General features: G+C 65.3%; 25 protein-coding genes and 2 tRNA genes. 18 read left to right on the top strand and 9 right to left on the bottom strand.

Annotated elements, in window-relative coordinates; all coding sequences use genetic code 11:
* The first annotated feature begins 1 nt into the window (after nt 1).
* Together KJJ24_RS09570 and KJJ24_RS09565 are read left to right on the top strand one after the other, a co-directional pair.
* Nucleotides 2–166, top strand: a complete 165-nt coding sequence (locus KJJ24_RS09570) for a hypothetical protein (RefSeq protein WP_371811718.1) — start codon at nt 2–4, stop codon at nt 164–166.
* Between the two features lie 2 nt (nt 167–168).
* Nucleotides 169–681: a hypothetical protein gene (locus tag KJJ24_RS09565; RefSeq protein ID WP_214338310.1), complete on the top strand. Its 513-nt coding sequence runs from the start codon at nt 169–171 to the stop codon at nt 679–681.
* Between the two features lie 34 nt (nt 682–715).
* Here the strand turns inward: KJJ24_RS09565 and KJJ24_RS09560 are convergent.
* Nucleotides 716–786: transfer RNA gene (locus KJJ24_RS09560), tRNA-Cys, on the bottom strand.
* Nucleotides 787–828: 42 nt separating this feature from the next.
* On the opposite strand from KJJ24_RS09560, the gene KJJ24_RS09555 reads away from it, so the two are divergent.
* Nucleotides 829–2,079, top strand: a complete 1,251-nt coding sequence (locus KJJ24_RS09555) for a lipid-A-disaccharide synthase-related protein (protein ID WP_214338309.1) — start codon at nt 829–831, stop codon at nt 2,077–2,079.
* Nucleotides 2,080–2,104: 25 nt separating this feature from the next.
* Complete coding sequence (locus KJJ24_RS09550) at nt 2,105–2,362, top strand: hypothetical protein (RefSeq protein ID WP_214338308.1); 258 nt, start codon at nt 2,105–2,107, stop codon at nt 2,360–2,362.
* Between the two features lie 16 nt (nt 2,363–2,378).
* Here KJJ24_RS09550 and KJJ24_RS09545 read toward each other — a convergent pair whose 3' ends face one another.
* A complete protein-coding gene (locus tag KJJ24_RS09545) occupies nt 2,379–3,083 on the bottom strand; it encodes a ribonuclease D (RefSeq protein ID WP_214338307.1) in 705 nt (234 codons plus the stop codon).
* A 499-nt stretch (nt 3,084–3,582) separates the two neighbouring features.
* Between KJJ24_RS09545 and KJJ24_RS09540 the strand changes: the two genes are divergently transcribed.
* The gene (locus tag KJJ24_RS09540; RefSeq protein ID WP_214338305.1) at nt 3,583–4,137 is read left to right on the top strand and encodes a cofactor assembly of complex C subunit B; all 555 of its coding nucleotides are present in this window, start codon (nt 3,583–3,585) and stop codon (nt 4,135–4,137) included.
* 34 nt (nt 4,138–4,171) lie between these two features.
* A complete protein-coding gene (locus tag KJJ24_RS09535; RefSeq protein WP_214338304.1) occupies nt 4,172–4,978 on the top strand; it encodes a dehydrogenase in 807 nt (268 codons plus the stop codon).
* On the opposite strand, the gene hemF is transcribed toward KJJ24_RS09535, so the two are convergent.
* Nucleotides 4,937–5,914, bottom strand: a complete 978-nt coding sequence (gene hemF / locus KJJ24_RS09530) for an oxygen-dependent coproporphyrinogen oxidase (protein ID WP_371811805.1) — start codon at nt 5,912–5,914, stop codon at nt 4,937–4,939. The two genes, KJJ24_RS09535 and hemF, sit on opposite strands and share 42 nt — an antisense overlap.
* A 283-nt stretch (nt 5,915–6,197) precedes the next feature.
* Between hemF and KJJ24_RS09525 the strand changes: the two genes are divergently transcribed.
* The 8 genes from KJJ24_RS09525 to KJJ24_RS09490 all read left to right on the top strand — a co-directional run bounded on the left by KJJ24_RS09525 (nt 6,198) and on the right by KJJ24_RS09490 (nt 16,736).
* Entirely contained in the window at nt 6,198–7,301 is a 1,104-nt protein-coding gene (locus KJJ24_RS09525; RefSeq protein WP_214338301.1) for an Mrp/NBP35 family ATP-binding protein, read from the top strand.
* Entirely contained in the window at nt 7,298–8,584 is a 1,287-nt protein-coding gene (rodA, locus tag KJJ24_RS09520) for a rod shape-determining protein RodA (RefSeq protein ID WP_214338299.1), read from the top strand. The genes KJJ24_RS09525 and rodA overlap by 4 nt, the downstream gene beginning before the upstream one ends.
* Nucleotides 8,581–9,936 carry a sensor histidine kinase gene (locus tag KJJ24_RS09515; protein ID WP_371811716.1) on the top strand — a complete coding sequence of 452 codons (1,356 nt, stop codon included), beginning with the start codon at nt 8,581–8,583 and terminating at the stop codon, nt 9,934–9,936. Before rodA ends, KJJ24_RS09515 begins: the two co-directional genes overlap by 4 nt.
* A 121-nt stretch (nt 9,937–10,057) precedes the next feature.
* Nucleotides 10,058–10,480: a photosystem I reaction center subunit II PsaD gene (locus KJJ24_RS09510; RefSeq protein WP_214338297.1), complete on the top strand. Its 423-nt coding sequence runs from the start codon at nt 10,058–10,060 to the stop codon at nt 10,478–10,480.
* A gap of 97 nt (nt 10,481–10,577) precedes the next feature.
* Entirely contained in the window at nt 10,578–12,098 is a 1,521-nt protein-coding gene (locus tag KJJ24_RS09505; protein WP_214338295.1) for an anthranilate synthase component I family protein, read from the top strand.
* Nucleotides 12,095–13,252, top strand: coding sequence for a glutamate--cysteine ligase (gene gshA / locus KJJ24_RS09500; protein WP_214338293.1), 1,158 nt, complete (start codon nt 12,095–12,097; stop codon nt 13,250–13,252). Before KJJ24_RS09505 ends, gshA begins: the two co-directional genes overlap by 4 nt.
* A complete protein-coding gene (gene ppc, locus KJJ24_RS09495; protein WP_214338291.1) occupies nt 13,249–16,260 on the top strand; it encodes a phosphoenolpyruvate carboxylase in 3,012 nt (1,003 codons plus the stop codon). The genes gshA and ppc overlap by 4 nt, the downstream gene beginning before the upstream one ends.
* Nucleotides 16,261–16,268: 8 nt before the next feature.
* The gene (locus KJJ24_RS09490; protein ID WP_214338289.1) at nt 16,269–16,736 is read left to right on the top strand and encodes an N-acetyltransferase; all 468 of its coding nucleotides are present in this window, start codon (nt 16,269–16,271) and stop codon (nt 16,734–16,736) included.
* 73 nt (nt 16,737–16,809) lie between these two features.
* Here the strand turns inward: KJJ24_RS09490 and KJJ24_RS09485 are convergent.
* Nucleotides 16,810–16,883: transfer RNA gene (locus KJJ24_RS09485), tRNA-Arg, on the bottom strand.
* A 76-nt stretch (nt 16,884–16,959) separates the two neighbouring features.
* Between KJJ24_RS09485 and recF the strand changes: the two genes are divergently transcribed.
* Together recF and speD are read left to right on the top strand one after the other, a co-directional pair.
* Entirely contained in the window at nt 16,960–18,048 is a 1,089-nt protein-coding gene (gene recF / locus KJJ24_RS09480; RefSeq protein WP_250545016.1) for a DNA replication/repair protein RecF, read from the top strand.
* Between the two features lie 27 nt (nt 18,049–18,075).
* Nucleotides 18,076–18,555 carry an adenosylmethionine decarboxylase gene (gene speD, locus KJJ24_RS09475; protein ID WP_214338288.1) on the top strand — a complete coding sequence of 160 codons (480 nt, stop codon included), beginning with the start codon at nt 18,076–18,078 and terminating at the stop codon, nt 18,553–18,555.
* 107 nt (nt 18,556–18,662) lie between these two features.
* On the opposite strand, the gene KJJ24_RS09470 is transcribed toward speD, so the two are convergent.
* Nucleotides 18,663–19,880, bottom strand: coding sequence for a cation:proton antiporter (locus KJJ24_RS09470; RefSeq protein WP_214338287.1), 1,218 nt, complete (start codon nt 19,878–19,880; stop codon nt 18,663–18,665).
* Nucleotide 19,881: 1 nt separating this feature from the next.
* Nucleotides 19,882–20,751, bottom strand: coding sequence for an ATP-dependent sacrificial sulfur transferase LarE (larE, locus tag KJJ24_RS09465; protein WP_214338286.1), 870 nt, complete (start codon nt 20,749–20,751; stop codon nt 19,882–19,884).
* Nucleotides 20,752–20,821: 70 nt separating this feature from the next.
* Between larE and KJJ24_RS09460 the strand changes: the two genes are divergently transcribed.
* Nucleotides 20,822–22,024 carry a cob(I)yrinic acid a,c-diamide adenosyltransferase gene (locus KJJ24_RS09460; protein WP_214338285.1) on the top strand — a complete coding sequence of 401 codons (1,203 nt, stop codon included), beginning with the start codon at nt 20,822–20,824 and terminating at the stop codon, nt 22,022–22,024.
* 59 nt (nt 22,025–22,083) lie between these two features.
* Here KJJ24_RS09460 and moeB read toward each other — a convergent pair whose 3' ends face one another.
* Complete coding sequence (gene moeB / locus KJJ24_RS09455; protein WP_214338284.1) at nt 22,084–23,256, bottom strand: molybdopterin-synthase adenylyltransferase MoeB; 1,173 nt, start codon at nt 23,254–23,256, stop codon at nt 22,084–22,086.
* A gap of 27 nt (nt 23,257–23,283) precedes the next feature.
* Nucleotides 23,284–23,781 carry a M67 family metallopeptidase gene (locus tag KJJ24_RS09450; protein ID WP_214338283.1) on the bottom strand — a complete coding sequence of 166 codons (498 nt, stop codon included), beginning with the start codon at nt 23,779–23,781 and terminating at the stop codon, nt 23,284–23,286.
* A 41-nt stretch (nt 23,782–23,822) separates the two neighbouring features.
* On the opposite strand from KJJ24_RS09450, the gene KJJ24_RS09445 reads away from it, so the two are divergent.
* Nucleotides 23,823–24,188: a CAAD domain-containing protein gene (locus KJJ24_RS09445; protein ID WP_214338282.1), complete on the top strand. Its 366-nt coding sequence runs from the start codon at nt 23,823–23,825 to the stop codon at nt 24,186–24,188.
* A 15-nt stretch (nt 24,189–24,203) separates the two neighbouring features.
* On the opposite strand, the gene KJJ24_RS09440 is transcribed toward KJJ24_RS09445, so the two are convergent.
* Nucleotides 24,204–25,106, bottom strand: coding sequence for a fructosamine kinase family protein (locus KJJ24_RS09440; protein ID WP_214338280.1), 903 nt, complete (start codon nt 25,104–25,106; stop codon nt 24,204–24,206).
* Nucleotides 25,107–25,152: the final 46 nt, after the last annotated feature.

Raw genomic sequence — 25,152 nt, 5'->3', positions numbered from 1 at the left:
GGTGAATTCTCTGCCCAGCCAAGACGCGGCCGGCGCGGATGCGCCGGATCAGCCTGCCCTCACCCCGCCGCCGGCGCCTGATCCAGTGCTTTGCGGCCATTGCGGTCGCACCGCCAGCAATGGGTTGGTGTGTATCGGTATGTGTGTGGCCGACTCCGGCTATTAGTGATGCCTCAGTTCCTGTGCAGCGCCAGGTTTCAGGCGGCTTTTGCGGTGCTGGCGATGGCGGCTTCACCGCTGGGTGCCGCAGAAGCCTTCGGCCGCTGGCAGCAGCGCCCGCGCCGCTGTGTGGTGGAGCAGGGTGTGGCCCCACGGCTGCGCTGCTACGAGCTGCAGCTCGATCAGCGCAGCCCGCAGGTGTTGCGCCTCAGCGTGCAGGCGGATGGCCCTGAGCGCGGTGAGGTGATTCAGCTCACGCTGGTCGGCTCCTTGGCTGAAGGCAGCGCACCCATGGGTTGCCGTGATGGCGCCTGCACCCTCAAGCAACCGCTCGCGCTGAGTCTGATCAGCCTCAGCCTGGTGCGTTTTGACGGGCGCGGCCTTGCTCAGAGCCTCCCCAGCACCTGGACGGTGCGCGGCGGCTGCCGCATCGATCGCTCAGAGCTCCGCTGTGAGGCTCAGAACGCTGAGCTCGCCGAAGCCGGTGCTCCCGGCTGGACGATCGAAGCTGAGCTGCGCTGAAACGCAGCTCTTGTGAGTTGGTTGATGAAGCGAGAGGCGGCACCCAGATTCGAACTGGGGGTAAAGGATTTGCAATCCTCTGCCTTACCACTTGGCCATGCCGCCGTGTGGGAGCAAACTCCCAGTGCGGATCGTATCAGTCACGGGATGCCTGGCCGTTTGCTGGTGCTGAGCAATGGCCATGGGGAGGACCTGATTGCCCTGCGGGTGTTGCAGGCACTGCATCGCCGCCGGCCGGAGTTGCAGATCGCTGTGCTGCCTCTTGTGGGGGAGGGCACGGCGTACGCGGCGGCCGAGGCGGCAGGGATGTTGCGGCGTATCGGGCCGCGTCGGCCCTTGCCCAGCGGTGGATTTAGCAATCAGAGTTTGCGCGGGCTGCTGGCCGATCTCTGGGCCGGGGTGCTGGTCTTGAGCTGGCGGCAGTGGCGTCTGGTGCGCCGCTGGGGGCGCAGCGGTGATCCCGTGCTGGCGGTGGGGGATCTGTTGCCGCTGCTGCTGGCCTGGTCCAGTGGTTCCTCCTATGGCTTCATCGGCACCCCGAAAAGTGACTACACCTGGGCCAGCGGCCCAGGTGATGCCGGGTTCGCCGGCCTGTATCACCGCTGTAAGGGCAGTGAGTGGGATCCGTGGGAGTGGACTCTGATGGCCCGACGCCGCTGCCGGTTGGTGGCGATGCGCGATGCACTCACCGCCCGTGGCCTGCGCCGCCATGGGGTGGCCGCCCTGGCCCCAGGCAACCCGATGATGGATGGGATGGTGGCCCAGGCGCTGCCGCGTGAGCTTCTGAAACGCCGGCGCTTGCTTCTGCTGGGAGGAAGCCGCATGCCGGAAGCACTGGGTAACTTGCGCAGGCTTCTGGAGGCGTTGGAGCGGCTGTCGGAGACTGAGCCCCTGCTGGTGCTGGCCCCCTGCGGGTCCAGGCCTGCTCCGCTCGAGTGGGAGCCCCTGCTTGTAGGCCTTGGCTACAGCTTGGTTCAGGTGCCCGCATCGCTGGAGGCAGCGGCGGCCTGGCAGCGTGGGGCGGTGTTGTTGGTGGTGGGCCCGGGGCGCTTTGCGGCCTGGGCCGGTCTCGCCGAAGTAGGGCTGGCGGCCGCTGGCACGGCTACTGAGCAGCTGGTTGGGCTGGGGGTGCCGGCCCTCTCGTTGCCCGGGCCTGGTCCGCAGTTCAAGCTCGGCTTTGCCGAACGTCAGAGCCGCTTGCTGGGGGGATCGGTGGCGGTGTGCCGCACGCCGGACCAGCTGGCGCACCGCTTGGCCGCGCTGCTGCAGGAGCCGGTCTTGCGCTCCGCGCTGGGGCACATCGGCCGGCGGCGCATGGGGCCACCGGGAGGCGGCGAAGCTTTGGCGCGCTTGATTGAACAGCGGCTGCTGCTGACGGCCGCGGGCCAGGCGGGATGATGGCTTAACGCCTTCTGCAGCCCGCATGGCAGCTCCCCAGGACAAGGACTACGTGACTGCGTGTGGCCGCCTTGCAACGGCCTTGAGCATCAGCATCGCGGCAGCGCGGCGCAAGGTGGACCTGGTGGCCTCCCGCGAGGGTGTGCGCGATAGCGCCGGCCGTTTGTTGATTGCCCAGCGGCTGCTGCTGGAGAGCCAGGGCGTGGGTGAGGAATCGCGCCAGCTGCTGGATGTGCTCTTGGAAGCGGTTGCTGAAGAAGCCAACTACCTCGGCGACGACTGACTGATCTTCAGCTGCGTCAGCTGCGGTGCTCGAAGATGGATCCGAAACGACCGCGATCGAGCTCCGAAATCACCGGAATGCAGGCGAAGCTGCGCTCGGCTAGCTCCAGCCTCTCCTCGCGCACCAGCATCTGAATCAGTCGCTCGCGGGCTGGCAGGAGATAACGCACATCGTTGGCTGCATACGCCAGCTGGACCTCGCTGAGTTCCTCCACGCGGCCCCAATCGCTGCTCTGGGCTCCTTTGTCGAGCTCAACGCCGCAGAGTTCGGTGACCAGATCTTTGAGGCCGTGGCGGTTGGTGTAGGTGCGGGCTAGGCGGCTGGCCACCTTGGTGCAGAACAGCGGGTTCACCGCGATGCCGAGGCCCTCCCCCAGAGCGGCTACATCAAAACGAGCGAAGTGGAACACCTTCACGATCTCGCGGTGCTCCATCAGCTGCTTGAGCAGTGGGGCCTCGCTCTGGCCGCGCTGGATCCGGATGCAGCACACGTTGTCGTGGTCATCGCTGATCTGAACCAGGCAGAGGCGGTCGCGGCCGTGCACCAGCCCCATGGCCTCGGTGTCCACCGCCAGGGCGCTGGAGCGGCCTAGTAGCTCGTGCCACTCCGCGGAGAGATCGCCGTCGAGCACGGCAAAGCGAGCCGGGCTGGAGCCGGCTGCAGGCACCTGGGGGGTGTTGGAGGGGGTGGTGGTCAAGGGGAAGGGCGGAGCTGGCGCCATCGTCGCGGACCGGCTGCCGGAGAACCCCAAAACCCAAGATCATCTTTCGCTCTTGAAAATCGAAATGAGACTGCGCTAGCAGGTGGGTAGCGCCTGGTGTTTTCCGTGATGCGATCCCCTCGCCCCTCGGGCCCGTCTGGATTGGCGGCTATCTGCGCGTTCTTTGAGCAGCCCCCAATTCAGCATCTGGGGCTAGAGCTGGCCGTCTGCTGGATTCTCGAGCGCCTACTCGTGCATGACAGCTACCCCACGGCGCTGATGCATGACCTCAGCGATGCCCATCCCAAGCTGCGGCTCTCCGAAACGGTGCTGCAGCAGGCCATCCATTTCCTCGACCACGAGGGAGCCATCAGTAGCTACTCCCAGAGGTGCCCTAGTCGCGGGCGACCACGGCGCATGCTTCATCTGCTGGACGACCACCGCGGAGACGCTCAGGCCCTGATGCCGCCGTGGCAGCACTGGCTCGAGGAGAATGAAGGGCCATCGCACAGCAGCGCTCATGCCTCCGGCCCTGGGTTCAACCCTGCTGCTCACCCTGCTCCTGGCTGTCGGCCTGGTGTTCTTCCTGCGGGCTGCCAGTAAAGACCGCACCACTGTGGTGGAGGTGCGCTCCTCCCGGCCACCCCTTGAGGTGCTGCCCGTGATGGCTGACTGGCTGCAGCAACGAGGTTGGTTGGCGGAGGAGAGCAACCCCGAGCGCCGCCTGCTCCGTTTCCGCGGGCAGGTGCAGGCCAGTCGAGGGCTGGCGGTGCTGCTGTCGCTGCTGGGGGCTGTGGGTTCTGGCTGTTTGGGCCTGGTGCTGCGCCAGCTGTTGCCGCAGCTGCACTGGTGGCCGTTGTTGTTGATCGGCCTGGGCCCGCTGGCCGGCGTGATCTACCGCCGCCGGGCCGCCCGTGCTGAAGCCGTGGAGCTGCGCCTGATCAGCCACGATCAGGCCACCGGCAGTGCCCTGCGGCTGCGGGCCCATCGCGATGAGCTGATTGCGCTGGAGCAAGAACTGGGGCCGCGGCTGGGGTTGTTCAGCGATGGTGATCTACTTAAGTCTCCGATCTGAGCCAAAGTGGTTGCTTAAGGCTCCGCTTTCAACCATGGCCTCTGTGCCTGGCGTTCGTCGCAGTGTGTTGCTGGTCGCACTCCTGCTGGCCACGGTGGGCATGGCCGCTGCAGCCCAGGCGCCGGCGCTGCGCAGCGGCAGCACTGATCCGCTCACAGGGGTGCGCAGCGGCCTGCAGCGCGATTGGGTAGGTCTGCGGTCCGTGCCGCGCGATGTGGCGATTCTGGTGCTGGCTGGCCATGCCGATTCGCAGGGCATTGCTGGTGCCGGCACCTCGGGTGCGGCGGTGGATCTGCAAGGGGCGGCGCCGATGCAGCGCGGCATCCGCGACGAGCTCTACTGGAACCTGGAGGTGGCGCGCCGGGTGGTGGCCCTGGGCCAGCAGCGCGGCCTCAACATCCGCTTCTACGACCCGCTCCAGCGCACCATTCGCAACGGCGACGATCCCCGCACCAACTGGAGTGTGGGCAAACAACACGCGGCAGCTGGGGGCTACGCCGTGGAGATTCACTTCGATGCCTATGGGCCCGATGGGGTGGGCTCTGGGGTCATCCCGGCTCTGCACCGACCGCTCAGCCGGATCGATGAAAGCCTGGCGCAGGCCTTTGGCGGCTTCCCGAGGCACTTCCGCGGTGGCCTCGGTGGACCTCGCCGTGGCATCACCCTGCTGGAGATCGGCAAGCTGGAGGACCCACTGGAGCGGGCCCTGCGCAATCCAGCCAGCCGTGAGCAGGCTCTGGCGGCGATCACCCAGCGCGTAGTGAATGCCTTGGAGCTGGGGGTTGGCGAGCAGCCCGCCTCAGTTCACAGCCCCGTGGGGCTGGCAGCGGGGGATCAGTGAGTCGTCGCCCAGCCAGTCCTGCGGCCTGGTGAACAGCTCGGTGAGCAGCGCTTCACGGCTGCCGGCCTCGGGCTGGTAGCCATATTCCCAGCGCACCAACGGCGGTAGCGACATCAAAATCGATTCGGTGCGGCCGTTGGTCTGCAGGCCGAAGATCGTGCCCCTGTCGAACACCAGGTTGAACTCCACGTAGCGGCCGCGGCGATACAGCTGGAACTGGCGCTCCCGTTCGCCGTAGGGAGTGTGCTGGCGTTTCTCGGCGATCGGCACATAGCTCGGCAGGAAGGCGTTGCCGCAGGCGCTGGCCAGAGCAAACAGCTGCTCCCAGCTCTGGGGCTGCGCGCCCACCCGCTGGCCGGCCGCAGCAGCAGGGCCCGTGGGGGTCTGGCCTTTGTAAAGCACGCCGCGTGGGTCTTGGTAGTCGTAAAAGATGCCACCAACGCCGCGGGTTTCATCGCGGTGCTTCAAATAAAAGTATTCGTCACACCAGGGCTTGAACACCTCATAGAAGGCGGGGTTCACACTGTCGCAAGCGCCCTTGAGGGTGCTGTGGAAGTGCTTGGCGTCGTCTAAGAACGGGTAGTAGGGCGTGAGGTCGGCGCCGCCGCCGAACCACCACACCGGGCCTGCCTCGAAGTAGCGGTAGTTGAGGTGAACGGTGGGGATATAAGGGTTGCGGGGGTGCAACACCATTGAGGTGCCGGTGGCGAACCAGCGGTGGCCCTTGGCTTCCGGGCGCTGGCTGAGGATCGAGGGAGGCAGCTCATGACCTTCCACCTCCGAGAAATTCACACCGCCCTGCTCGAACACGCGGCCGCCTTTCATCACACGTGAGCGGCCACCGCCGCCCTCTGGCCGCACCCAGCTCTCTTCCGCGAAGCGGCCGGTGCCATCCAGCTGCTCGAGGCCGGCACAGATTGAATCCTGAAGGCCCATCAGCAGGGCTTTGGCCCGCTGCCGAGAGTCGCTCGGCGGTGTCTCCAAGGCGGGCACGGCTGCGGGGGCGCTGCCCAGCTTGGTCTTGGCTCGCGACAGCAGGCCCTTCAGCATCAGTGCAACCGCCCGGTGGGGCTTTGGCAAACCGCATCACCTTTTCAGCTCAACCCACCGCCGCACAAGCTTTCGAGAGCCTTCGTGATCACGATGGCGCCATAACGGTGCCGGGCTGGAAAGCTGCACGGCCACCGCTTCTAGGATCCAGTTCCCTTCCAGCAGCCCGATGGCCAGCGCAGATCAGGCCCTTACGCAGGCCCTCGCCGCCCTCGAGCCCCTCACCGATGCCGGCAGCGGCCGCAGCTTGCTGGAGCTGGAGTGGATTCAGCAGGTGCGGGTGCAGAGCAATCGAGTGGTCTTCCGTCTGGCTTTGCCGGGCTATGCCAATGCCCAGCGCGAACGCATTGCGGCCGATGCTCGCGGTGCCCTGCTGCAGCTTGGCGGCATTGAAGATGTGCAGATCGAGCTGGCCCCGCCCCCTGCTCCAGCGGCTGGCCACCAGCAGGCCCCGATTGGCGCCGCGGGCCATGGCGGCGGCGGCCCTGAGCGTCAGCCAATCCCGGGGGTGAAGCATGTGATTGCCGTGAGCAGCGGCAAGGGTGGTGTGGGCAAGAGCACCGTGGCCGTGAACCTGGCCTGCGCTTTGGCGGCCTCTGGTTTGAAGGTGGGATTGCTGGATGCCGATATCTACGGCCCCAATGCCCCCACCATGCTCGGTGTGGCGGATCAAACGCCCAAGGTGCAGGGCAGCGGCAACACCCAGGTGCTCACACCCCTGGAGAGCTGCGGCATCGCCATGGTGTCGATGGGGCTGCTGATCGATGCCGATCAGCCCGTGATCTGGCGTGGGCCGATGCTCAACGGCATCATTCGCCAGTTCCTCTATCAGGTGGCGTGGGGTGAGCGCGACGTGCTCGTGGTGGATCTGCCCCCCGGCACCGGCGATGCCCAGCTCAGCCTGGCCCAAGCGGTGCCGATGGCGGGCGTGATCATCGTTACCACCCCTCAGATGGTGTCGTTGCAGGATGCGCGACGCGGTTTGGCGATGTTCCAGCAGCTGGGGGTGCCGGTGCTGGGCGTGGTCGAGAACATGACGGCCTTTATCCCACCCGATGCGCCCGACAAGCGCTACGAGCTGTTCGGCTCAGGCGGTGGAGCCCAATTGGCACAAGAAAGTGAGGTGCCCCTGCTGGCCCAGCTGCCGATGGAGCTGGCAGTGGTGCAGGGCGGCGATGCTGGCCGCCCTGCGGTGTTGAGTGCACCTGAGTCGGCCACTGCCCAGGCCTTCCGCACCCTCGCGGCCCAGCTGCCGCTGGCGGCTGCCGCATGACCCTTCTGGGGCTCTGGGGTCGGCGCCGCAGCGCCCTTTTCGCTGCTGGCGCTTCGCGTCGGCGCCGCTGGGTGGATCGCGTCGACAAGCTGCTCTGGTGGATTCCGCTGGCAATGATCTTCGTGTCGGGGATCCTGATTGCCAGCACCCAGCGCCAGGCCGACTACGCCGATTGGTACCAGCACTGGGTGACCGCTGCGGTGGGTCTGGTGGTGGCCCTGGTGATCGCCCGCATTCCGGTGGAGAGCATTACCCGCTGGCCTTGGCTGATTTATGGGGTGACCGTGGCCAGCTTGATCGCCGTGCGGGTGATTGGTGTGAGCGCCCTTGGGGCCCAGAGCTGGATCAACATCGCCGGCTTCAACGTGCAGCCCTCGGAATTCGCCAAGGTGGGCGCGATCCTGCTGTTGGCGCGAATGCTGGCGCGCCATCCGGTGGAGCGGCCGGTGGATCTGCTGCGGCCGGTGGCGCTCATCAGCTTTCCCTGGCTCTTGGTGCTGCTGCAGCCCGATCTAGGCACCTCCCTGGTGTTCGGTGCGGTTCTGCTGGTGATGATGTTTTGGTCGGGTATGCCCGGCAGCTGGGTGGTGCTGTTTCTATCGCCGGTGATCACAGCGATCGTGGCGGGAGTGTTCCCCTGGTTGCTGCTGGGCTGGATCCCGGCGATGGGCCTGCTGGCTTGGAAGAGCCTGCCCTGGAAACGCATCGGCCTGGCCCTGGTGCTCATGGTGCAGGGAGCTTTTGCGGTGGCGACCCCCTGGCTGTGGAACAACTTCCTGCAGCCTCATCAGCGCGACCGTCTCACTCTCTTTCTTGACCCCAACAAAGATCCCCTTGGCGGCGGCTATCACCTGCTGCAAAGCACGGTGGGCATCGGCTCTGGTGGCTGGTTCGGCACCGGGCTCCTGCAGGGTCATCTCACCCTGCTTCGCTTTATCCCCGAGCAGCACACCGATTTCATCTTCAGTGCCCTGGGGGAGGAGATGGGTTTTCTGGGTTCAGCCCTAGCCGTGATTGGCTTTGTGTTTTGGATCTGGCGCCTGCTGCAGATCGCCGGCAAGGCTCGCAGTGATGTGGAGTCGCTGGTGGTGGTGGGCGTGGGAGCGATGGTGATGTTTCAGGTGGTGGTGAACATCAACATGACCATCGGCCTTGGTCCGATCACCGGCATCCCTCTGCCCTGGCTCAGTTATGGCCGCTCGGCGATGTTGGTGAACTTCATTGCCCTAGGCCTTTGCGCCTCGGTGGCGCGCCGTGGTGGCCAAGGGACGGCCCGCTGGTGAGCGATCTGCCGTGCGCGAGCCTCGAGCAGCTGCGGGAGCAGCTGGCGCAGGGTGTGCCGGCGGGCCGCAGCGACGACGACAGCGTGCGTCGTCAATGGTGGGCCGCACTGGCGACGCTCCAGGAGGATTTCCTCCTGCCTTGCGGCGCTCAGCCGGGGGTGTGGCTGGCGGCCCCGTTGCCGGCGCTTTACGAGCCGCCGTTGCTCCAGCAGCTCCAGGGCTGGGTGTGGGCACCGGCGCAGCTGGGGGATCTGCTGCAAGTGAGTTCGCCGCTGCTGCCGCCGGGGGTGACTGCCGGGGCGGCGGCAACCGGTGGTTTTCAGCGCCTGCCACTGCTGGAAGGTGATGGCACTGATCCGCTGCTGCTGGTGATCACCCCGAGATTGCAGGTGGCGATGGCCTTGCTGGGAGGGCCAGCCCAGCGGCGGCTCGTGGTGCGCTTCGATCCGCCCACCCTCTCGGCCGCCTTGAGCTCGCTGGATGAGCGCCTCCAGCGCAGTGATCATGAGCAGGGGCAGCGCTTGCGCCAGGCCATCCAGGCTCTCGGTCCCTTGCAGAGCGATGAGCAGCTGGCCCAGCGTTTCTGGCCGCGACTTGCGGAGCGCCTCGCGGCGATGGCGCCCAGCCTCACTCTGCAGCCTCTCGTGCATCGCAGTGCATCCCCATCCCCCAGCCCCAGCAGCGAGCTGGCCCTGCTGGAGGCCCTCACACACGAGGTGCGGACACCCCTTGCCACGATCCGCACGCTCATCCGATCGCTGCTTCGCCGCAGCGATTTACCGGAGCTGGTGCGTCAGAGGCTGAGGCAGATCGATGGTGAATGCAGCGAGCAGATCGATCGCTTCGGTCTGATCTTTCTGGCGGCGGAGTTGCAGCGCCAGCCCCTCAGCGATGCCCAGGCCCTGGCCCGCACTGATCTGGCTCAGCTCCTGCAGCAGCTCGAGCCGGTATGGCGGCAGCAGCTGCTGCGCCGCAGCCTGGTTCTTGAGCTCAATTGCAGCCCCGATCTGCCGCTTGTGCTCAGTGATCCGGCTCGGCTGGAAACGGTGCTGGGGGGATTGGTGGATCGCTTCAGCCGTGGCCTGCCGGCCGGCGCTGCGGTGCAGCTCAGCCTGAGGCCCGCCGGTGCCCGCTTAAAGCTGCGCTTCAGCGCCACTGAAACGGTGCTGGCCGAGTCGGCGGCAGCGGGTGGTGTGGAGCGGGTTGGTCCGGTGCTCAGCTGGAATCCAGGTACAGGCAGCCTCCAGCTGAGCCGTCAAGCCACCCAGCGCCTCTTTCACAGCCTTGGGGGGCGCTTGGCGGAGCGGGCGGGCAACGATCTCACAGTGTTTTTCCCCGTGGCGCCGAACTAAATCCGGCCGTTTGTTGACGGGTGTGAAGACCCTGCCGCCACTGGCAGTTAGCCCCAAAACACGGTGCTAGCTTCCGAGTGAAACGGTCTGCGGTCCGCCGACTCCCCTCTCCGGAACAGCCATGGCATTGAGTGGTCAACTCCCGAAGTACATCGGCAGCACGGGCGGTCTGCTCAACGCCGCTGAAACTGAAGAGAAGTACGCCATCACCTGGACCAGCAGCAAGGAGCAGGCGTTTGAGCTGCCCACCGGTGGTGCTGCCCACATGAATGAGGGCGAGAACCTTATGTATTTCGCCCGTAAGGAGCAGTGCCTGGCTCTCGGTACCCAGCTGCGCACCAAGTTCAAGCCCCGCATCGAGGATTACAAGATCTACCGGATCTTCCCCGGTGGCGATACGGAGTTCCTGCACCCCAAAGATGGTGTGTTCCCCGAGAAAGTGAATGAGGGCCGTCAGATGGTGGGTCACAACGCCCGCCGCATTGGCCAGAACGGCAACCCAGCCAGCATCAAGTTCACCGGTAAGAACACCTTCGACGCCTGATTGCTGCATGCTCTGCCCCGCAGCCTGATGCGGGGCGGCCAACCTCTATAAAGGCGGGGCCAGGCGCCCCATTTTTTTTGCCTGCACGCCCCTCGTGATGCCATCTCCCGACCGTGCCACTGTTCTGGCCCAGGCTGAGGCGGGCAACAGCTACATCCCGATCTGGCGCACCTGGCCTGCTGATCTGGAAACGCCGCTCACCACCTGGCTGAAGGTGGGCGCCGACAGCGAACACGGGGTGCTGCTGGAGTCGGTGGAGGGCGGCGAGCGCATTGGCCGCTGGAGCTTTGTGGTGAGTGATCCGCTCTGGACCCTCACCGTGCGTGGCGATCAGGCGGAACAATGCTGGCGTGATGGCCGCCGTCACAGCCTTCAGGGCAACCCTTTTGACCTGCTGCGGGACGCTCTCCAGCCCTACACCCCTTCATCGATTCCCGGCCTGCCGCCGGTGGGGCAGCTGTTTGGTTTCTGGGGCTACGAGCTGATCCGTTGGATCGAGCCCAGCGTGCCCGTGCATTCCACCGATGCAGCGGGCCCCCCGGATGGCTGCTGGATGCTGGCCGACAGCCTGCTGGTGTTTGACCAGGTGAAGCGGCAGATCACAGCGGTGGCCTACGCCGATTGCAGCAGCGGTGGGGATCCGGCTGCGGCTTACACCGCTGCTGTGCAGCGGCTCGATCGACTGGAGCAGCGCATGCACGCGCCTCTGTCACCGGGGCTCACCCCGCTCGATTGGTGTGAATCGCCAACGGCCGATCTCCCCACCACCAGCAACCGCAGTCGTGACGACTTTGAGGCCGCTGTGCTCACGGCCAAAGAACACATCGCGGCGGGTGATGTGTTCCAGCTGGTGATCAGCCAGCGGTTGGAAACCAAGGTGCAGCGTGAGCCCTTCGAGCTCTACCGAAGCCTGCGCATGGTGAATCCATCGCCCTACATGGCCTTCTTTAACTTCGGTGGCTGGCACTTGATCGGCTCCAGTCCGGAGGTCATGGTGAAGGCGGAACCAATGGCCGATGGCAGTGGCCGGGTGAAGGCATCGCTGCGCCCCATTGCCGGTACCCGCCATCGCGGCGCCAATGAAGCTGAAGACAAGGCGCTGGAGGCAGATCTGCTGGCGGATCCGAAGGAGCGTGCTGAGCACGTGATGCTGGTGGATCTGGGCCGCAACGACCTGGGTCGGGTGTGCCTGCCCGGCAGCGTGCGTGTGAGCGAGCTGATGGTGATCGAGCGCTACTCCCACGTGATGCACATCGTGAGCGAGGTGGAAGGGCTGCTCGATCCCGCACGTGATGTGTGGGATCTGCTGATGGCCTCTTTCCCCGCCGGCACGGTGAGCGGTGCGCCCAAGATCCGCGCCATGCAGCTGATTCATGCCCTGGAGCCCGGTGCTCGCGGGCCCTATTCAGGTGTCTATGGCGCGATGGATCTCAGCGGCGCCTTGAATACCGCCATCACGATCCGCACGATGGTGGTGCTGCCGGCCGCCGAGGGGGGCTGGCGGGTGCAGGTGCAGGCTGGAGCTGGTTTGGTCGCCGATTCGGTGCCTGCTTCGGAATTCCAAGAAACCCTCAACAAGGCTCGCGGCATGCTGAAGGCCCTGGCCTGCCTGGCATGAGGCACCCCCTGATGCTCAAGGGATTCGAGGTGGAGCTCTACACGGGCCGCCCCGATGGCACGGTGGTGGGATGCTCCGCCGAAGCCGCTGCGGCGTTGCGGGGCTTTGTCACCGAGCCTGACTGCCGCAATCTCGAATACATCACTGCACCGGCCGCTTCGTACCGCGAACAGCTTGAGCTGCTGCTGGAGCCCCGCCGCCGGCTGCGCGCCTGGTTGGCGGGTCGCGGTCTCACCCTGTTGCCCGGCAGCACCCTCAGCACGGGTGACAGCCATCGCTTTGAGCGTTCCAACCCCGACAACCCGTATCACGGCTACATCGAAGCCACCTACGGCACCCAGGTGGTAACCGCCAGCGTGCACATCAACCTGGGCATCACCGATATGGATGCCCTGTTCGCGGCCTGCAGGCTGGTGCGTTGTGAAGCGGCTTTGCTGCTGGCCCTCAGCGCCAGCTCGCCGTTCCTCGATGGCGAGGCCACCGGGGCCCATTCCCAGCGCTGGCTGCAGTTCCCGCTCACGCCGGCTGCCGTGCCCCTGTTTGAGAGCCACGGCCACTACATCAGCTGGGTCGAAGAGCAGCTCCAGTTGGGCACGATGCAAAACGTGCGCCACCTGTGGACTTCCGTGCGGCCCAATGGCGACCATCGCCCTCACGATCTCAACCGCCTCGAGATCCGCATCTGTGATCTGATCACCGATCCGTTGCTTCTGCTCGCGGTGACGGCTTTCGCCGAGTTGCGTCTTCAGCAATTGCTGCGTGATCCAGATGCGCATGACCCTCTGCGGGCCAGTGCCCTCAGCCTGGTGCAGCTGGCTGAGCTGGCTGACGCCAACGACCGCGCCGCGGCCCGCAGCAGCCTCGATGCGGAACTGCGGCACTGGCGCAGCGGTCAACCGGTGTTGGCTCGCGATTGGCTGGAGGCAGAGCTGGAGACCCTCGCGCCCCTGGCTCAAGAGCTGCAACTCGCTGATTGGCTTGCGCCGTTGCAGGCAGTGCTAGCCAATGGCAATCAGGCGCAGCAGTGGTTGATCGCCCATGCCGCTGGCACGGCTGTGGCGCCTCTGATCGCGGCTGGGGCCAGCGCGATGCAGCAGAGCGAAACCGAGCTCATGGCCTTGCTTGCAACAGACGGGGCGCCCGCTTTGGGATGATCATGGCTCGCACTTCTGCCTCGTTCAGCTCCATGGGGCTCACCCTCGCCGCCAACGAAGCCTCTGCTGTCGCGGTTGAGCCCCGAGTCACCCGTTTGCTGGATGAGCGCCTCGAGCTGGTGGAAGACCTCTGGCAGACGGTGCTGCGTAGTGAATGCCCGCCCCAGCAAGCGGAGCGGTTGCTGCGGATGAAGGAGCTCAGCGCAGCTGTGGAGGCCGGTGCTGCAGAGCAAGCCACCGCCGAGATCGTGCAACTGATCCGCGGCATGGATCTGGCCGAGGCGATCGCCGCGGCTCGAGCCTTCTCCCTGTATTTCCAGCTGGTCAACATCCTCGAGCAGCACATTGAGGAAGACAGCTATCTCGCCAGCCTCCGGGCCCACCACGCGGATGATCTCAACGATCCCTTCGTGCCGCCGCTGGCCAGCCAGACCGAGCCGGCCACATTCCGCGAGTTGTTCACGCGGTTGCGGGCCCTCGGGGTTCCGCCTGCTCAGATCGAGCAGCTGCTGCTGGAGCTCGATATCCGGCTGGTGTTCACAGCCCATCCCACCGAGATTGTGCGCCATACCGTGCGCCACAAGCAGCGGCGGGTGGCGGCGCTGATTCAGCAGCTGCAGCAGAGCCAGCCCACCAACCTCAACGACCATCAGAACCTGCGCCTTCAGCTCGAGGAAGAGATCCGGCTGTGGTGGCGCACCGATGAGCTGCACCAGTTCAAGCCCTCGGTGCTGGATGAGGTGGATTACGCCCTCCACTATTTCCAACAGGTGCTGTTCGGCGCCATGCCTCAGCTGCGCCAGCGCATCCGCAATGCGCTGACATCCAGCTACCCGGATGTCACGCCTCCGAGTGATGCCTTCTGCACCTTCGGTTCCTGGGTGGGGTCCGATCGTGATGGCAATCCTTCAGTCACCCCTGACATCACGTGGCGAACTGCTTGCTATCAGCGCCAGTTGATGCTTGAGCGCTACGTAGCCGCTGTTGGCGATCTACGCGATCAGCTCAGCATCTCGATGCAGTGGAGCCAGGTGAGTGCGCCGCTGCTGGAATCGCTGGAGATGGATCGCCTGCGCTTTCCCGAGATCTACGAGGAGCGCGCCGCCCGCTACCGCCTTGAGCCCTACCGCCTCAAGCTCAGCTACGTGCTCGAGCGCCTGCGGCTCACCCATCAACGCAACCAGCAGCTGGCCAGTGCTGGTTGGGAAGCACCCGGTGAAGTTCGTCCCCCTCTGCCGGAATTCGGGCAGGGCGCTCTGGCAGCAGCACCGGCACCCGAGCTGCACTACGCCACGGTGACCGAGTTCCGCAACGATCTCGAGCTGATCAACGACAGCCTCCAGGGCACCGGCCTGAGCTGTGAGCCCCTTGACAACCTGATCGCCCAGGTTCACACCTTCGCCTTCTGCCTGGCCAGCCTCGATATCCGCCAGGAGAGCACCCGCCACAGCGATGCCCTCGATGAGCTCAGTCGCTACCTGCAGCTACCAGTGCCCTACGGCGAGATGGAGGAGGCGCAGAAGGTGGAGTGGCTTCTGACTGAGCTGCAGACCCGCCGGCCCCTGATTCCGCCCGCTGTGCAGTGGAGCCCGACCACGGCGGAAACCTTCGATGTGCTGCGGGTGGTGCACCGGTTGCAGCAGGAATTCGGCGGTCGCATCTGCCGCACCTATGTGATTTCGATGAGTCACACGGTCTCCGACCTGTTGGAGGTGCTGTTGCTGGCTAAGGAAGCGGGCCTCGTGGATCCGATGGCACAGCGCTCAGATCTGCTGGTGGTGCCGCTGTTCGAAACGGTGGAAGACCTCAAGGCTGCTCCCGCTGTGATGGAGCGCCTGTTCAGCGATCCCTTCTACCGCCAGCTCATCGCCAGTACCAGTCCCACCGGGAAGCCTCTGCAGGAGCTCATGCTCGGTTATTCCGATAGCAACAAAGACTCTGGCTTTCTCTCCAGCAACTGGGAGATCCACCAGGCGCAGATCGCTTTGCAGCAGCTGGCCACCCGTCAGGGTGTGGCGCTGCGGATCTTCCATGGCCGCGGCGGCTCCGTGGGCCGTGGGGGCGGTCCTGCCTATCAGGCGATCCTGGCCCAGCCCAGCGGCACCCTCAACGGCCGCATCAAGATCACAGAGCAAGGTGAAGTACTGGCTTCGAAGTATTCCCTGCCGGAGCTGGCGCTTTACAACCTGGAAACCGTGTCCACCGCGGTGATCCAAAACAGCCTGATCACCAGCCACGTCGACGACACGCCCAATTGGAATGAGCTGATGACTCGGTTGGCGGCCTCCTCCCGCAGCCACTACCGCGCCTTGGTTCACGACAATCCGGATCTGGTGGCCTTCTTCCAGCAGTGCACGCCGATCGAAGAGATCAGCAAGCTGCAGATCTCCAGCCGCCCGGCTCGCCGCAAGAGCGGTGCCAAGGATCTCTCCAGCCTGCGTGCCATCCCCTGGGTGTTCGGCTGGACCCAGAGCCGCTTCCTGCTGCCGAGTTGGTTTGGGGTGGGCGCCGCACTGCAGGAAGAGCTCAACGGCGACCCCGGGCAGATCGAGCTGTTCCAGCAGCTTTATCAGCGCTGGCCATTCTTCCGCATGCTGATCTCCAAAGTGGAGATGACCCTCTCCAAAGTGGATCTGGATCTGGCGCATCACTACGTCAGTGCACTGGGTCGGCCAGAGCTGCGTGAGGCCTTCGAGCAGATTTTTGAGGTGATTGCGCGTGAGTTCGTGCTCACCCGCGACCTGGTGCTGGCGATCACCGGCCATCAACGCCTGCTCGATGGCGATCCAGCTCTGCAGCTCTCGGTGGAGTTGCGTAACCGCACGATCATTCCGCTGGGCTACCTGCAGGTGGCGCTGCTGCGTCGCCTGCGTGATCAGAACCGCCAGCCCCCGATGAGCGAAGCCGCCGCCAGCGACGACGGCCGCACCTACAGCCGCAGTGAACTGTTGCGTGGTGCCCTGCTCACCATCAATGGCATCGCCGCCGGCATGCGCAACACCGGCTGAGGGACGCTGTGCTCGATTCCCTGCTGATCCCCTTTCGATCCCAGCCCCAGGTGCCGGCCCTGCCCCCCGGCTATGGCCTCGCCAGCGATCTGGCACCCTCGGCTGAGGAGCTCAACGCCCTCCTGGTGGCCTGCGGCGATCCCGTCCGCCCGGTCGACCGTTTGGCGGCGGCCCTTCAGCGCAGTGCGTGGCAGTTAAGCCTGCGCAATCCCCATGGCGCGCTGGTGGGGTTTGTTCGCGTCACCAGCGATCTGGCTCTCAATGCCAACCTCTGGGACCTGAGCGTTAATCCTGCCGAGCCAGAGCAGGAGCAGCTGATGATCGTGTTGGTGCATAGCGCCCTCAGCCGGTTGCGGCGGGAGCTGCCCGGCTGCAGCATTTCAGTAGCCGCGGCGCCCATGGCTCAAGCAGCACTCAAGCGGCATGGCTTTGTGGTGGACCCGGGCGGCATCCGGGCGATGGGCCTGAGCCTCTGATCGGCGCTGGCGTTGCCACAAAAAAAGCCCTGCCGAAGCAGGGCTGGCCTGAGGGTTCGCCGCTCCTGGATCACGAGCATGGAGGGACTCGAACCCCCGACCCTCAGAACCGGAATCTGATGCTCTATCCAACTGAGCTACATGCCCTCGTGGGAGCAGCCCCTCAAGGGCCTTACCTTAGCTGTCAGAGCGCCCCAGACCCATTCGGCTGCATCGCCTGGAGCTGCGCCAGTTTCGCAACGTTGAGGCGCTGACCCTCAGCTTGGAGGCGCCGCGCCTGTTGGTGATCGGCCGCAATGGCGAGGGCAAATCCAACCTCCTGGAGGCGGTGGAGCTCCTGGGTAGCCTCCGCTCCCATCGCTGCAGCGCCGATCGCGATCTGATCCGCCGCGGTGAACGCCAGAGCCTCCTGGCAGCCGACTGCAGCGGCGGTGATCGCCTGGAGCTGGAGCTGCGCCGCCAGGGAGGTCGCCAGGCGCGTCGCAACGGCAAGCTGCTGGATCGTCAGCTCGATCTGATCGGGCCGCTGCGCTGCGTGGGCTTCAGCGCCCTCGACCTGGATCTGGTGCGAGGTGAGCCGGCTCTGCGCCGCCAGTGGCTGGATCGGGTCGTGTTGCAGCTTGAGCCGGTCTATGCCGAGCTGCTCAGCCGCTATGGCCGTTTGCTGCGTCAGCGCTCCCAACTGCTGCGCCGCGCTTTGGGGCAGGGCCAGATTGATGGCCTGCTGGAGGCGTTTGATCAGCAGATGGCCTTGATCGGCACCCGCTTGCATCGCCGCCGGTTGCGGGCGTTGGCGCGTCTACAACCTCTGGCAGCAGCCTGGCAGGAACGGCTCAGCGGTGGCCGCGAGCAGCTTCTGCTGCGTTATCAGCCAGGCAGCGTGCTCGAGGGTGAGGAGGCTGAAGCCCCCTGGCGAGATGCTCTGCTCGAGCAGCTGCATCGCCAGCGGCCCGAGGAGCTGCGCTTGGGCCAGTGCAGCGTTGGCCCGCACCGCGACGAGATAGCCCTGGAGCTGGGTGGCCAGCCCGCCCGCCGCTATGGCTCAGCCGGTCAGCAGCGCACCCTGGTGTTGGCTCTCAAGCTGGCGGAGCTGGAGCTGGTTCGGCAGTTGTGGGGTGAGCCGCCGCTGCTACTGCTCGACGACGTGTTGGCTGAGCTCGATCCCGGCCGGCAGCAGCTGTTGCTGGAGGCCGTGGGGGAGGGCCACCAGTGCCTCGTGAGCGCCACGCACCTCGGCGCCTTCAGCGGGGGCTGGCATCAGCGTTCGCAGGTGGTGACCGTTGAGGCCGGCACCCTGCTCCCCAGCCAGTAAGGTGATTTGCTGTTTTGCCTGGTTCTGATGACCCAAGCGGCCTGCCTCCACCCCAACCCGGGATGGACCGGAGCTACGAGCACCTTCTCCGCGAGCCCCCAATCACCCAGTGCCACCGACATGGTGGGTAAACACTGCATTCTCGAGCTTTATAACTGCGATCCCGCCAAGCTCGACGACGAGGCTTTCCTCAGGAACGCCATCACCACCGCTGCAAAGCGTGCTGGCGCCACTCTCCTGAATCTGATCACCCACCGGTTTGACCCCCAGGGTGTGACGGGGCTGGCTCTATTGGCCGAATCCCATATCTCCATCCACACGTGGCCTGAATCGGGCTATGCAGCTGTGGACGTGTTCACCTGTGGTGATCACACCATGCCGGAACGGGCCTGCATCGTGCTCAGCGAAGAGCTCGACGCCGGCAATTACAAGCTCAAGAGCTTCCGTCGTGAAACCCCTGGTTCCATTGCCGGCGCCCAGCGCGAACCAGCTCTAGCTGCCGCCTGACGCTTCCATGGCCCCACCGAAGCCCCTTCCTTGGACGGGGCTTTTTGATTGGCCTCGATGGCGTGAGTTGGCGGTCAGCCTGCCCCCGGGTCTGCCCGATCAAGCCTTCAGCTGGGTGATGGAGCGGTTGTGCGATCCGTTGATCCATGCGCTGCCTCATCCGTAGGCCTCAGCAGTTTCGTTGCAGCGGCCGGAAACACCATCACGGTGAGCATGGCCGCGGCCACCAAGAGGGTGGATTGGCTGGCTGAGAGCACTTGGCGCTGCAGACCAAGCATCGCAATGGCGACGACCAGTGGCAGTTGTGTGCCGCAATCGAGGGCGAGAGCCAGCCGGGCTCGCTGCGGCAGCCAAGGCCGCTGCAGCCACCACATGGGCCCTCCGCGGACCAACAGCATCAGCAGAGCGACCACTGGGATCCAGGCAATGGCCAGGGGATCCCTCGCCAGGGCGCTGAAATCCAGGCGCATGCCGGAGTTGATAAAGAACAGTGGGATCAGAAAGCCGCTGCCCAAGCCATCGAGGCGATCAGCCAGGGCTTGTCGATGGTGGTCGCTCGTGCCGAAGCGCAGCAGTACGCCGGTGACCAATGCCCCTAGTACCAGGTTGATCTGCACCAGGTTGCCGATGACCACCATTAACACCAGCAGCCCCATCACCAGCCGGATCGGTAGTTGGGCGGAGTCGTGCATGCGGCGCTCCAGCAACCGCTCCCACCGGTGCCGGTGGCGGATCGCGAGCCAAAGCAGGAGTGCGCAAAACCCACTGAAACCAAGGATGGCCAGCACCTGATCCGCAAGGCGATCAGCCCTGGCTACCACCAGGCTGAGCAGCAGGGTGGGCATGACTTCTCCGAAGCCTGCCGCTACCACCAGAGCCTGGTCATAGCCAGCGGGTAGGGATCCGCGGTCGCGTAGCAGTGGCTGCACCACTCCCAAGGCGGTGGTGCTCAGCGCCAGCGCCACCCAGATCCAGGCAGTGGCTGTAAAGGCCCCCGCCAGCATCAGCACACCCGCCGCCACCAGAGCCAAAACGGCGGAGGTCAACCAGCCCTTCCAGGCGAGGCGAAGGGCGCGTCCGCGCACCATCTCCGGCTCCACTTCAAAGCCCGCCCGCAGAAACAGCACCGCCATGCCCAGCGTGGAGAACATGGAGATCGCCGGCCCATTGCTGTCGAGGTGGAGGCCATGGGGGCCGATGGCGATGCCGAGCAGCAACTCCAGCACCGGTGCTGGCAGGGCGAGCCAGGGCAAGAGGCAAGGGAGCCAGGCCGCCAGGGCAACAGCCACGAACAACGTGGCGATCTGCACCTCGTGGCCCTGCATCTCAGGGCTGCGGCAGGGCTCGGTTGAGCTTGCCGCTCACCAGACCCTCGAGATCCACACTCACAGCTGTGAAACCCAGCTCCAGAAAGGCAGTCACCAGCGCTGGCCGCAGCGGTGCTTCCAGCAGGGTCGACAGCTGATCGGGCGGCAATTCGATCCGGGCGGCTTCGCCTTGGCTGCGCACCCGCAGCTCTGCAAAGCCGCGTTCGCGTAGCCAGGCTTCGGCGAGGGCGACTCGCTGCAAGCGTTCGGCGTTGATCGCTTCGCCGTAGGGGAAGCGTGAGGCCAGGCACGGCTGCGCCGGCTTGTCCCACCAGGGGAAGCCCAGGGCCTTGGAGATGGCGCGCACCCCCGCTTTGCTGATCCCTAGCTCCGCCAGGGGAGAGATCACGCCGCGCTCCTGGGCAGCGCGTATGCCGGGTCGGTGATCGCCTAGGTCGTCGTGGTTGACCCCATCGAGCACCACGGCAGCCTCGAATCCTTCAGCGGCATCGGCAGCGGCATCGCGCATCTGGGCGAGCAGGGTGTGGAGTTCTCGTTTACAGGCGTAGCAACGATCGGCGGGATTGCTGCTGTACGCCGGATCCTTGAGTTCGGCAGTGGCGATTTCCCGGTGTGCGATGCCCATCCACCGGGCCTGCAGCTGGGCCTCCTCCCGTAGATGGGGCGCCAGGGCCGGCGAGACCCCCGTCACCGCCAGGGCGCGCTCGCCCAATTGTTCTGCTGCGATCGCCGCCACCAGGGCGCTGTCCACGCCGCCGGAATAGGCCACCACTGCAGCGGGTTGACGGGCGATGTTGGCGCGCAGCTGAGCCAGGGCCTGCTGCCAGGCGGGCGTGAGCCCGTCCACGGTGGGGTGCTGTGCCGGCATCAGTGCTGCAAACCGGTGGTGATGGCTCTCCAGAAGCCGTCGTTAGAGTCCGACGGTAAGTGGCTTGGCCATGGCCCCGCAGGCAACTTCCGCCACCACAACCAGCCGCGGCACCGGGCGCGGCATCGGCATTCGCACCGCTGCCGGCAGCAGCGAACGCAGCCATGGTCAGCTGCACGTTTACGACGGTGACGGCAAGGGCAAAAGCCAAGCTGCGCTTGGCGTGGTGTTGCGCACCATCGGCTTGGGCATCTGCGAGCAGAAGCAAACGCGCGTGCTGCTGCTGCGCTTCCTCAAGGGGCCCGGCCGTGCTTATGACGAAGACGCCGCGATTGAGGCTCTGCAGCAGGGTTTCCCCCATCTGATCGATCAGGTGCGCACCGGCCGTGGGGAGTTTTTCGGGGCCGAGGATGTCACCCGCGTTGACATTCAGGAGGCCCAGCGCGGCTGGACGATTGCCAAGGGTGCGATTGCGAGCGATCTCTATTCGGTGGTAGTGCTCGATGAGCTCAACCCTGTGCTGGATCTCGGCCTGCTCGATCCAGAAGAAGTGGTGCGCACCCTGGCGGCCAAACCTGCCGGGATGGAAGTGATCGTGACCGGCCGGGGCGCTCCGCGCTCGCTGGTGAACATCGCTGACCTTCACTCGGAGATGCGCGCCCACCGCCGCCAAGACACCCCGCAGCAGGATCTCAATGGTGAGGTGTTAACACCTGCCGGTATCGACGGTATCGAGGTGTACACCGGCGAAGGCAAGGGCAAATCCACCAGCGCCCTGGGCAAGGCCCTGCAGGCCATCGGCCGCGGCATTTCTCAAGACAAGAGTCACCGGGTGTTGATCCTCCAGTGGCTGAAGGGCGGCAGTGGTTACACCGAAGATGCCGCCATTGCTGCCCTGCGCGAGAGCTATCCCCACTTGGTGGATCACCTGCGCTCGGGCCGTGATGCCATCGTCTGGCGCGGCCAGCAGCAGCCGATCGATTACGTGGAAGCCGAGCGGGCCTGGGAGATCGCCAGAGCTGCGATCTCCAGCGGTCTCTACAAGACCGTGATCCTCGATGAGATCAACCCCACGGTGGATCTTGAGCTGTTGCCAGTCGAGCCGATTGTGCAGACGCTGCTGCGCAAGCCCTCAGAAACTGAGGTGATCCTCACCGGCCGCTGCAAGCATCCGCCGGCTTACTTCGATCTGGCGAGTGTGCACTCGGAGATGGTGTGCCACAAGCACTACGCCGAGCGGGGTGTAGACCTCAAGCGCGGCGTTGATTACTGAGCTGCTGACTGATCAGCCCCAGTCGCATGGCCAGGGCTGAAGCATCCATGGTGCTTGGCTCAGTAGCGCGGCACTGAGCTGTCCACCTCCTGGCTCCAAGCATCGATCCCGCCGGCCACGTTGATGCCCTCGATGCCGTGGCGCTTCAGGGCAATCAGGGCTTTGGCGCTGCGGCCGCCCAACTTGCAGTGCACGTAGAGCCGTTTGCCGGCCGCTAAGTCCTTCACCCGATCCACCGCGGTGCCGTTCTCGATCTGATCGAGGGGAATCAGGGTGGCGCCAGGGATCACGGCAATCTCAACCTCCGGAGGGTTGCGCACGTCGATCAGCACCATGTCACTGGTGTCGCCATCGAGCAGCACCTTGAGCTCGCTCACGCTGATGTTCTCCACGGCGCCGGCTTCTTCCTGGCCTGGGGCGCTGCCGCCTACGCCGCAAAACTCCTGGTAATCGATCAGTTTCTCGATCACCGGGCGCTCCGGGTTGGGCCGCAGCTTCAGCTCGCGGAACTTCATGCCCAGGGCATCAAACAGCAGCAGCCGGCCGCTGAGGGTGGTGCCGATGCCGGTGATGATCTTCACCGCTTCGGTGGCCTGGATCACGCCGATGATTCCAGGCAGTACGCCCACTACACCGCCTTCGGCGCAGGAGGGAACCATGCCCGGCGGCGGCGGCTCCGGGAAGAGGTCGCGGTAGTTGGGGCTTTCGGCATCCAGGTTGAACACCGTGGCCTGGCCTTCAAAGCGGAAGATCGAGCCGTACACGTTGGGCTTGCCCAGCAGCACGCAGGCGTCGTTCACCAGGTAGCGGGTGGGGAAGTTGTCGGTGCCGTCGCAAACGATGTCGTACGGGCGAACAATCTCCAGAGCGTTCTCGCTGGTGAGTGCCGTTTCGTAGAGATCCACCTGGCAGTGGGGATTGATCTCGAGGATCCGCGCCTTGGCCGATTCGATCTTGGGTTTGCCGACCCAGCTGGTGCCGTGGATCACCTGCCGCTGCAGGTTGGAGTGATCCACCACATCGAAATCCACGATGCCGATCCGCCCCACGCCGGCAGCTGCCAGATAGAGCAGCAGCGGTGAGCCAAGCCCGCCCGTGCCCACACACAGCACAGAGGAGGCCTTCAGGCGCTTTTGCCCCTGCATGCCCACTTCCGGCAGGATCAGGTGGCGCGCAAAGCGGGCCACTTCATCGGGGCTGAGCTCGATGCCGGTGGTATCGGGGGGAAGCATGGGGCGAGCGAAATGCTGACCAGCTCTCTACTCTCCCAAATGCTCGGCCCCAGCTGTTGCCGGCCCAAGCGTGATCGGCAGCTCCGTTGGCGACTCATGCTGTTCGCCACCTGGATCCGCGGCGTGCATCCACCAGGCCCGCAGGGCTGCCAGCCCTTGCTGGAGCCCGGTGCGAATCACCATCAACGTGGGCCCCACGCACAGTGCCTGGTCGGTGGAGGAGGGCACGGCGGCGCTAATGGGATGGCTGTGTGCTGCACCGATCACATGCAGGCCGCGAGCGCGGCACCAGCGTTGGGCCAGCAGTTGTTCGCGAGGGTCGAGGCTGAAACGCCGTAGGCGCTGATCCGCCGGCTGCCAATGGTTGCGGCAGGGCCAGATCAACTGCAGTGAAAGGGTGGAGCCCAATTGCTGCCCGATCAACAACGCGCAGCCCTCCTCGGGGGCTGCAGCCAGAAGGGTGCGGTCCAGAACGATCAGGCAATGCCCATCGAGCCGTAGTCGCTCTGGCGTGGTTGCAGTCACCCAGATACCTTATGGCGAAGCAATACTTCATCTGCCGGCTGATGACCGTCGAGACCCCTGATCTCCAGGATCAGACCAGCACCCCCACCGAAGAGGCTGGAGCGAGCTTCAGCGAGCGCTACGGCGAAGTGCTCACCAAGGTGAACGAAACCCTTGACAAGGTTGATTGGAGCCAAATGGGCCGCATCGGCAAGGGTGTGGGCGTTCTGGTGGTGGTGATCGTGGCCCAAGTTCTGATCAAAGGCGTGATTGACACCATCAACCTGCTGCCGGTGGTGCCCGGCCTGCTGGAGCTGCTCGGTTTGGTGGTGGTGGGTCAGTGGAGCTGGCAGAACCTCACCACCAGCGAAAAGCGCACCGCGGTTGTGACCAAGGTGCAGACCCTGCGCAAGGAGTATCTCGGCTGAGGTCTGGTTGTGCCGTCAGCAGCCGTGGCGCAGCAGCGCCTCGATGCTGGCGGCGCTTTGTTGCCAATACCCGCCGCCGAACAGGTTGGCATGGTTGAGCAGGTGATACAGGTTGTAGAGCTCAACCCGCTGGAGGTGGCCCTCCGGTAGGGGCCATTCCTTGTTGTAGGCCTCAAAGAACGCCTGGGGGAATCCTCCGAATAGGCGGGCCATCGCCAGGTCAACTTCGCGATCGCCGCGATAGACCGCCGGATCAAACAGCGCTGCGCCGCCGCCCGCCAGCAAGCCGGCGTTCCCGCTCCATAGGTCGCCATGCACGAGGCAGGCATTGGGTTGACGATCCTTCAGCCACACAGGTACCTGCTCCAGCAGCCCATCGGCTTGAGCGAGCAATCGCCCCGCTGCCTCGGCCTGCTGGAGTTGCACCCCAAGCCGCTGCTCGGTGAAGAAACGGGCCCAGTTGCCATGCCAGGTATTGGCTTGGGGGCCAGAGCCGATGAAGTTGTTTTGATCCCAGCCAAAGCGCGTTTCGCCGTTGACCAGGCTGGCGCGATGCAGCCGTGCCAAGCCTGCCCCCAGGTCTTGCCAACCCTGGCGGCTGCCACCTCCTAGTTCCAACCAGCTGAGCAGCAGCACGGCTTCCCCTTCGCGTTCTGCCAGGGCCAAAGGTTCAGGAATGGTGGGCATGGGCCCGCCGGTGGGCTCGAACCGTGCCGCCTCGCGCATGGCCGCCAGCCCATCGGCTTCGGCCTGCAGCACCGGCAGCAGCGGGGCACGGTTTGTTTTGGCAAAGCACCGGCTGCCATCGCGCAAATCCAGCCGCCAGGTGCGGTGGATGCAGCCGCCCCCCACCGGTTGCATCCCCTGCAGATCCAGGCCCTGCTCGGACAGCCAACGGGCCATCACCTGTTGCTGCATGGCGGCACCTGACTCACGCCGGCATCGGAGGCACTGTCAGCATGCC

Origin of the sequence: Synechococcus sp. LA31 (genome assembly GCF_018502385.1) — a bacterium.
In the GTDB taxonomy this organism is placed as follows: Bacteria; Cyanobacteriota; Cyanobacteriia; order PCC-6307; family Cyanobiaceae; genus Vulcanococcus.
The sequence above is the reverse complement of the archived record's forward strand: the minus strand, read 5'-3'. Positions and strand labels throughout refer to the sequence as shown.

Excerpts from the sequence above, each read along its gene's own strand:
- KJJ24_RS09555 (WP_214338309.1), top strand. The coding sequence starts at position 829 with ATGCCTGGCCGTTTGCTGGTGCTGAGCAATGGCCATGGGGAGGACCTG.
- KJJ24_RS09470 (WP_214338287.1), bottom strand. The coding sequence starts at position 19,880 with ATGCAGGGCCACGAGGTGCAGATCGCCACGTTGTTCGTGGCTGTTGCC.
- KJJ24_RS09525 (WP_214338301.1), top strand. The coding sequence starts at position 6,198 with ATGGCCAGCGCAGATCAGGCCCTTACGCAGGCCCTCGCCGCCCTCGAG.
- KJJ24_RS09505 (WP_214338295.1), top strand. The coding sequence starts at position 10,578 with ATGCCATCTCCCGACCGTGCCACTGTTCTGGCCCAGGCTGAGGCGGGC.
- KJJ24_RS09460 (WP_214338285.1), top strand. The coding sequence starts at position 20,822 with ATGGCCCCGCAGGCAACTTCCGCCACCACAACCAGCCGCGGCACCGGG.
- KJJ24_RS09445 (WP_214338282.1), top strand. The coding sequence starts at position 23,823 with ATGACCGTCGAGACCCCTGATCTCCAGGATCAGACCAGCACCCCCACC.
- hemF (WP_371811805.1), bottom strand. The coding sequence starts at position 5,914 with ATGGGCCTTCAGGATTCAATCTGTGCCGGCCTCGAGCAGCTGGATGGC.
- KJJ24_RS09565 (WP_214338310.1), top strand. The coding sequence starts at position 169 with ATGCCTCAGTTCCTGTGCAGCGCCAGGTTTCAGGCGGCTTTTGCGGTG.
- larE (WP_214338286.1), bottom strand. The coding sequence starts at position 20,751 with ATGCCGGCACAGCACCCCACCGTGGACGGGCTCACGCCCGCCTGGCAG.
- KJJ24_RS09510 (WP_214338297.1), top strand. The coding sequence starts at position 10,058 with ATGGCATTGAGTGGTCAACTCCCGAAGTACATCGGCAGCACGGGCGGT.
- KJJ24_RS09540 (WP_214338305.1), top strand. The coding sequence starts at position 3,583 with ATGCCTCCGGCCCTGGGTTCAACCCTGCTGCTCACCCTGCTCCTGGCT.
- KJJ24_RS09545 (WP_214338307.1), bottom strand. The coding sequence starts at position 3,083 with ATGGCGCCAGCTCCGCCCTTCCCCTTGACCACCACCCCCTCCAACACC.
- gshA (WP_214338293.1), top strand. The coding sequence starts at position 12,095 with ATGAGGCACCCCCTGATGCTCAAGGGATTCGAGGTGGAGCTCTACACG.
- speD (WP_214338288.1), top strand. The coding sequence starts at position 18,076 with ATGACCCAAGCGGCCTGCCTCCACCCCAACCCGGGATGGACCGGAGCT.
- ppc (WP_214338291.1), top strand. The coding sequence starts at position 13,249 with ATGATCATGGCTCGCACTTCTGCCTCGTTCAGCTCCATGGGGCTCACC.
- rodA (WP_214338299.1), top strand. The coding sequence starts at position 7,298 with ATGACCCTTCTGGGGCTCTGGGGTCGGCGCCGCAGCGCCCTTTTCGCT.
- KJJ24_RS09535 (WP_214338304.1), top strand. The coding sequence starts at position 4,172 with ATGGCCTCTGTGCCTGGCGTTCGTCGCAGTGTGTTGCTGGTCGCACTC.
- KJJ24_RS09550 (WP_214338308.1), top strand. The coding sequence starts at position 2,105 with ATGGCAGCTCCCCAGGACAAGGACTACGTGACTGCGTGTGGCCGCCTT.
- KJJ24_RS09440 (WP_214338280.1), bottom strand. The coding sequence starts at position 25,106 with ATGCAGCAACAGGTGATGGCCCGTTGGCTGTCCGAGCAGGGCCTGGAT.
- moeB (WP_214338284.1), bottom strand. The coding sequence starts at position 23,256 with ATGCTTCCCCCCGATACCACCGGCATCGAGCTCAGCCCCGATGAAGTG.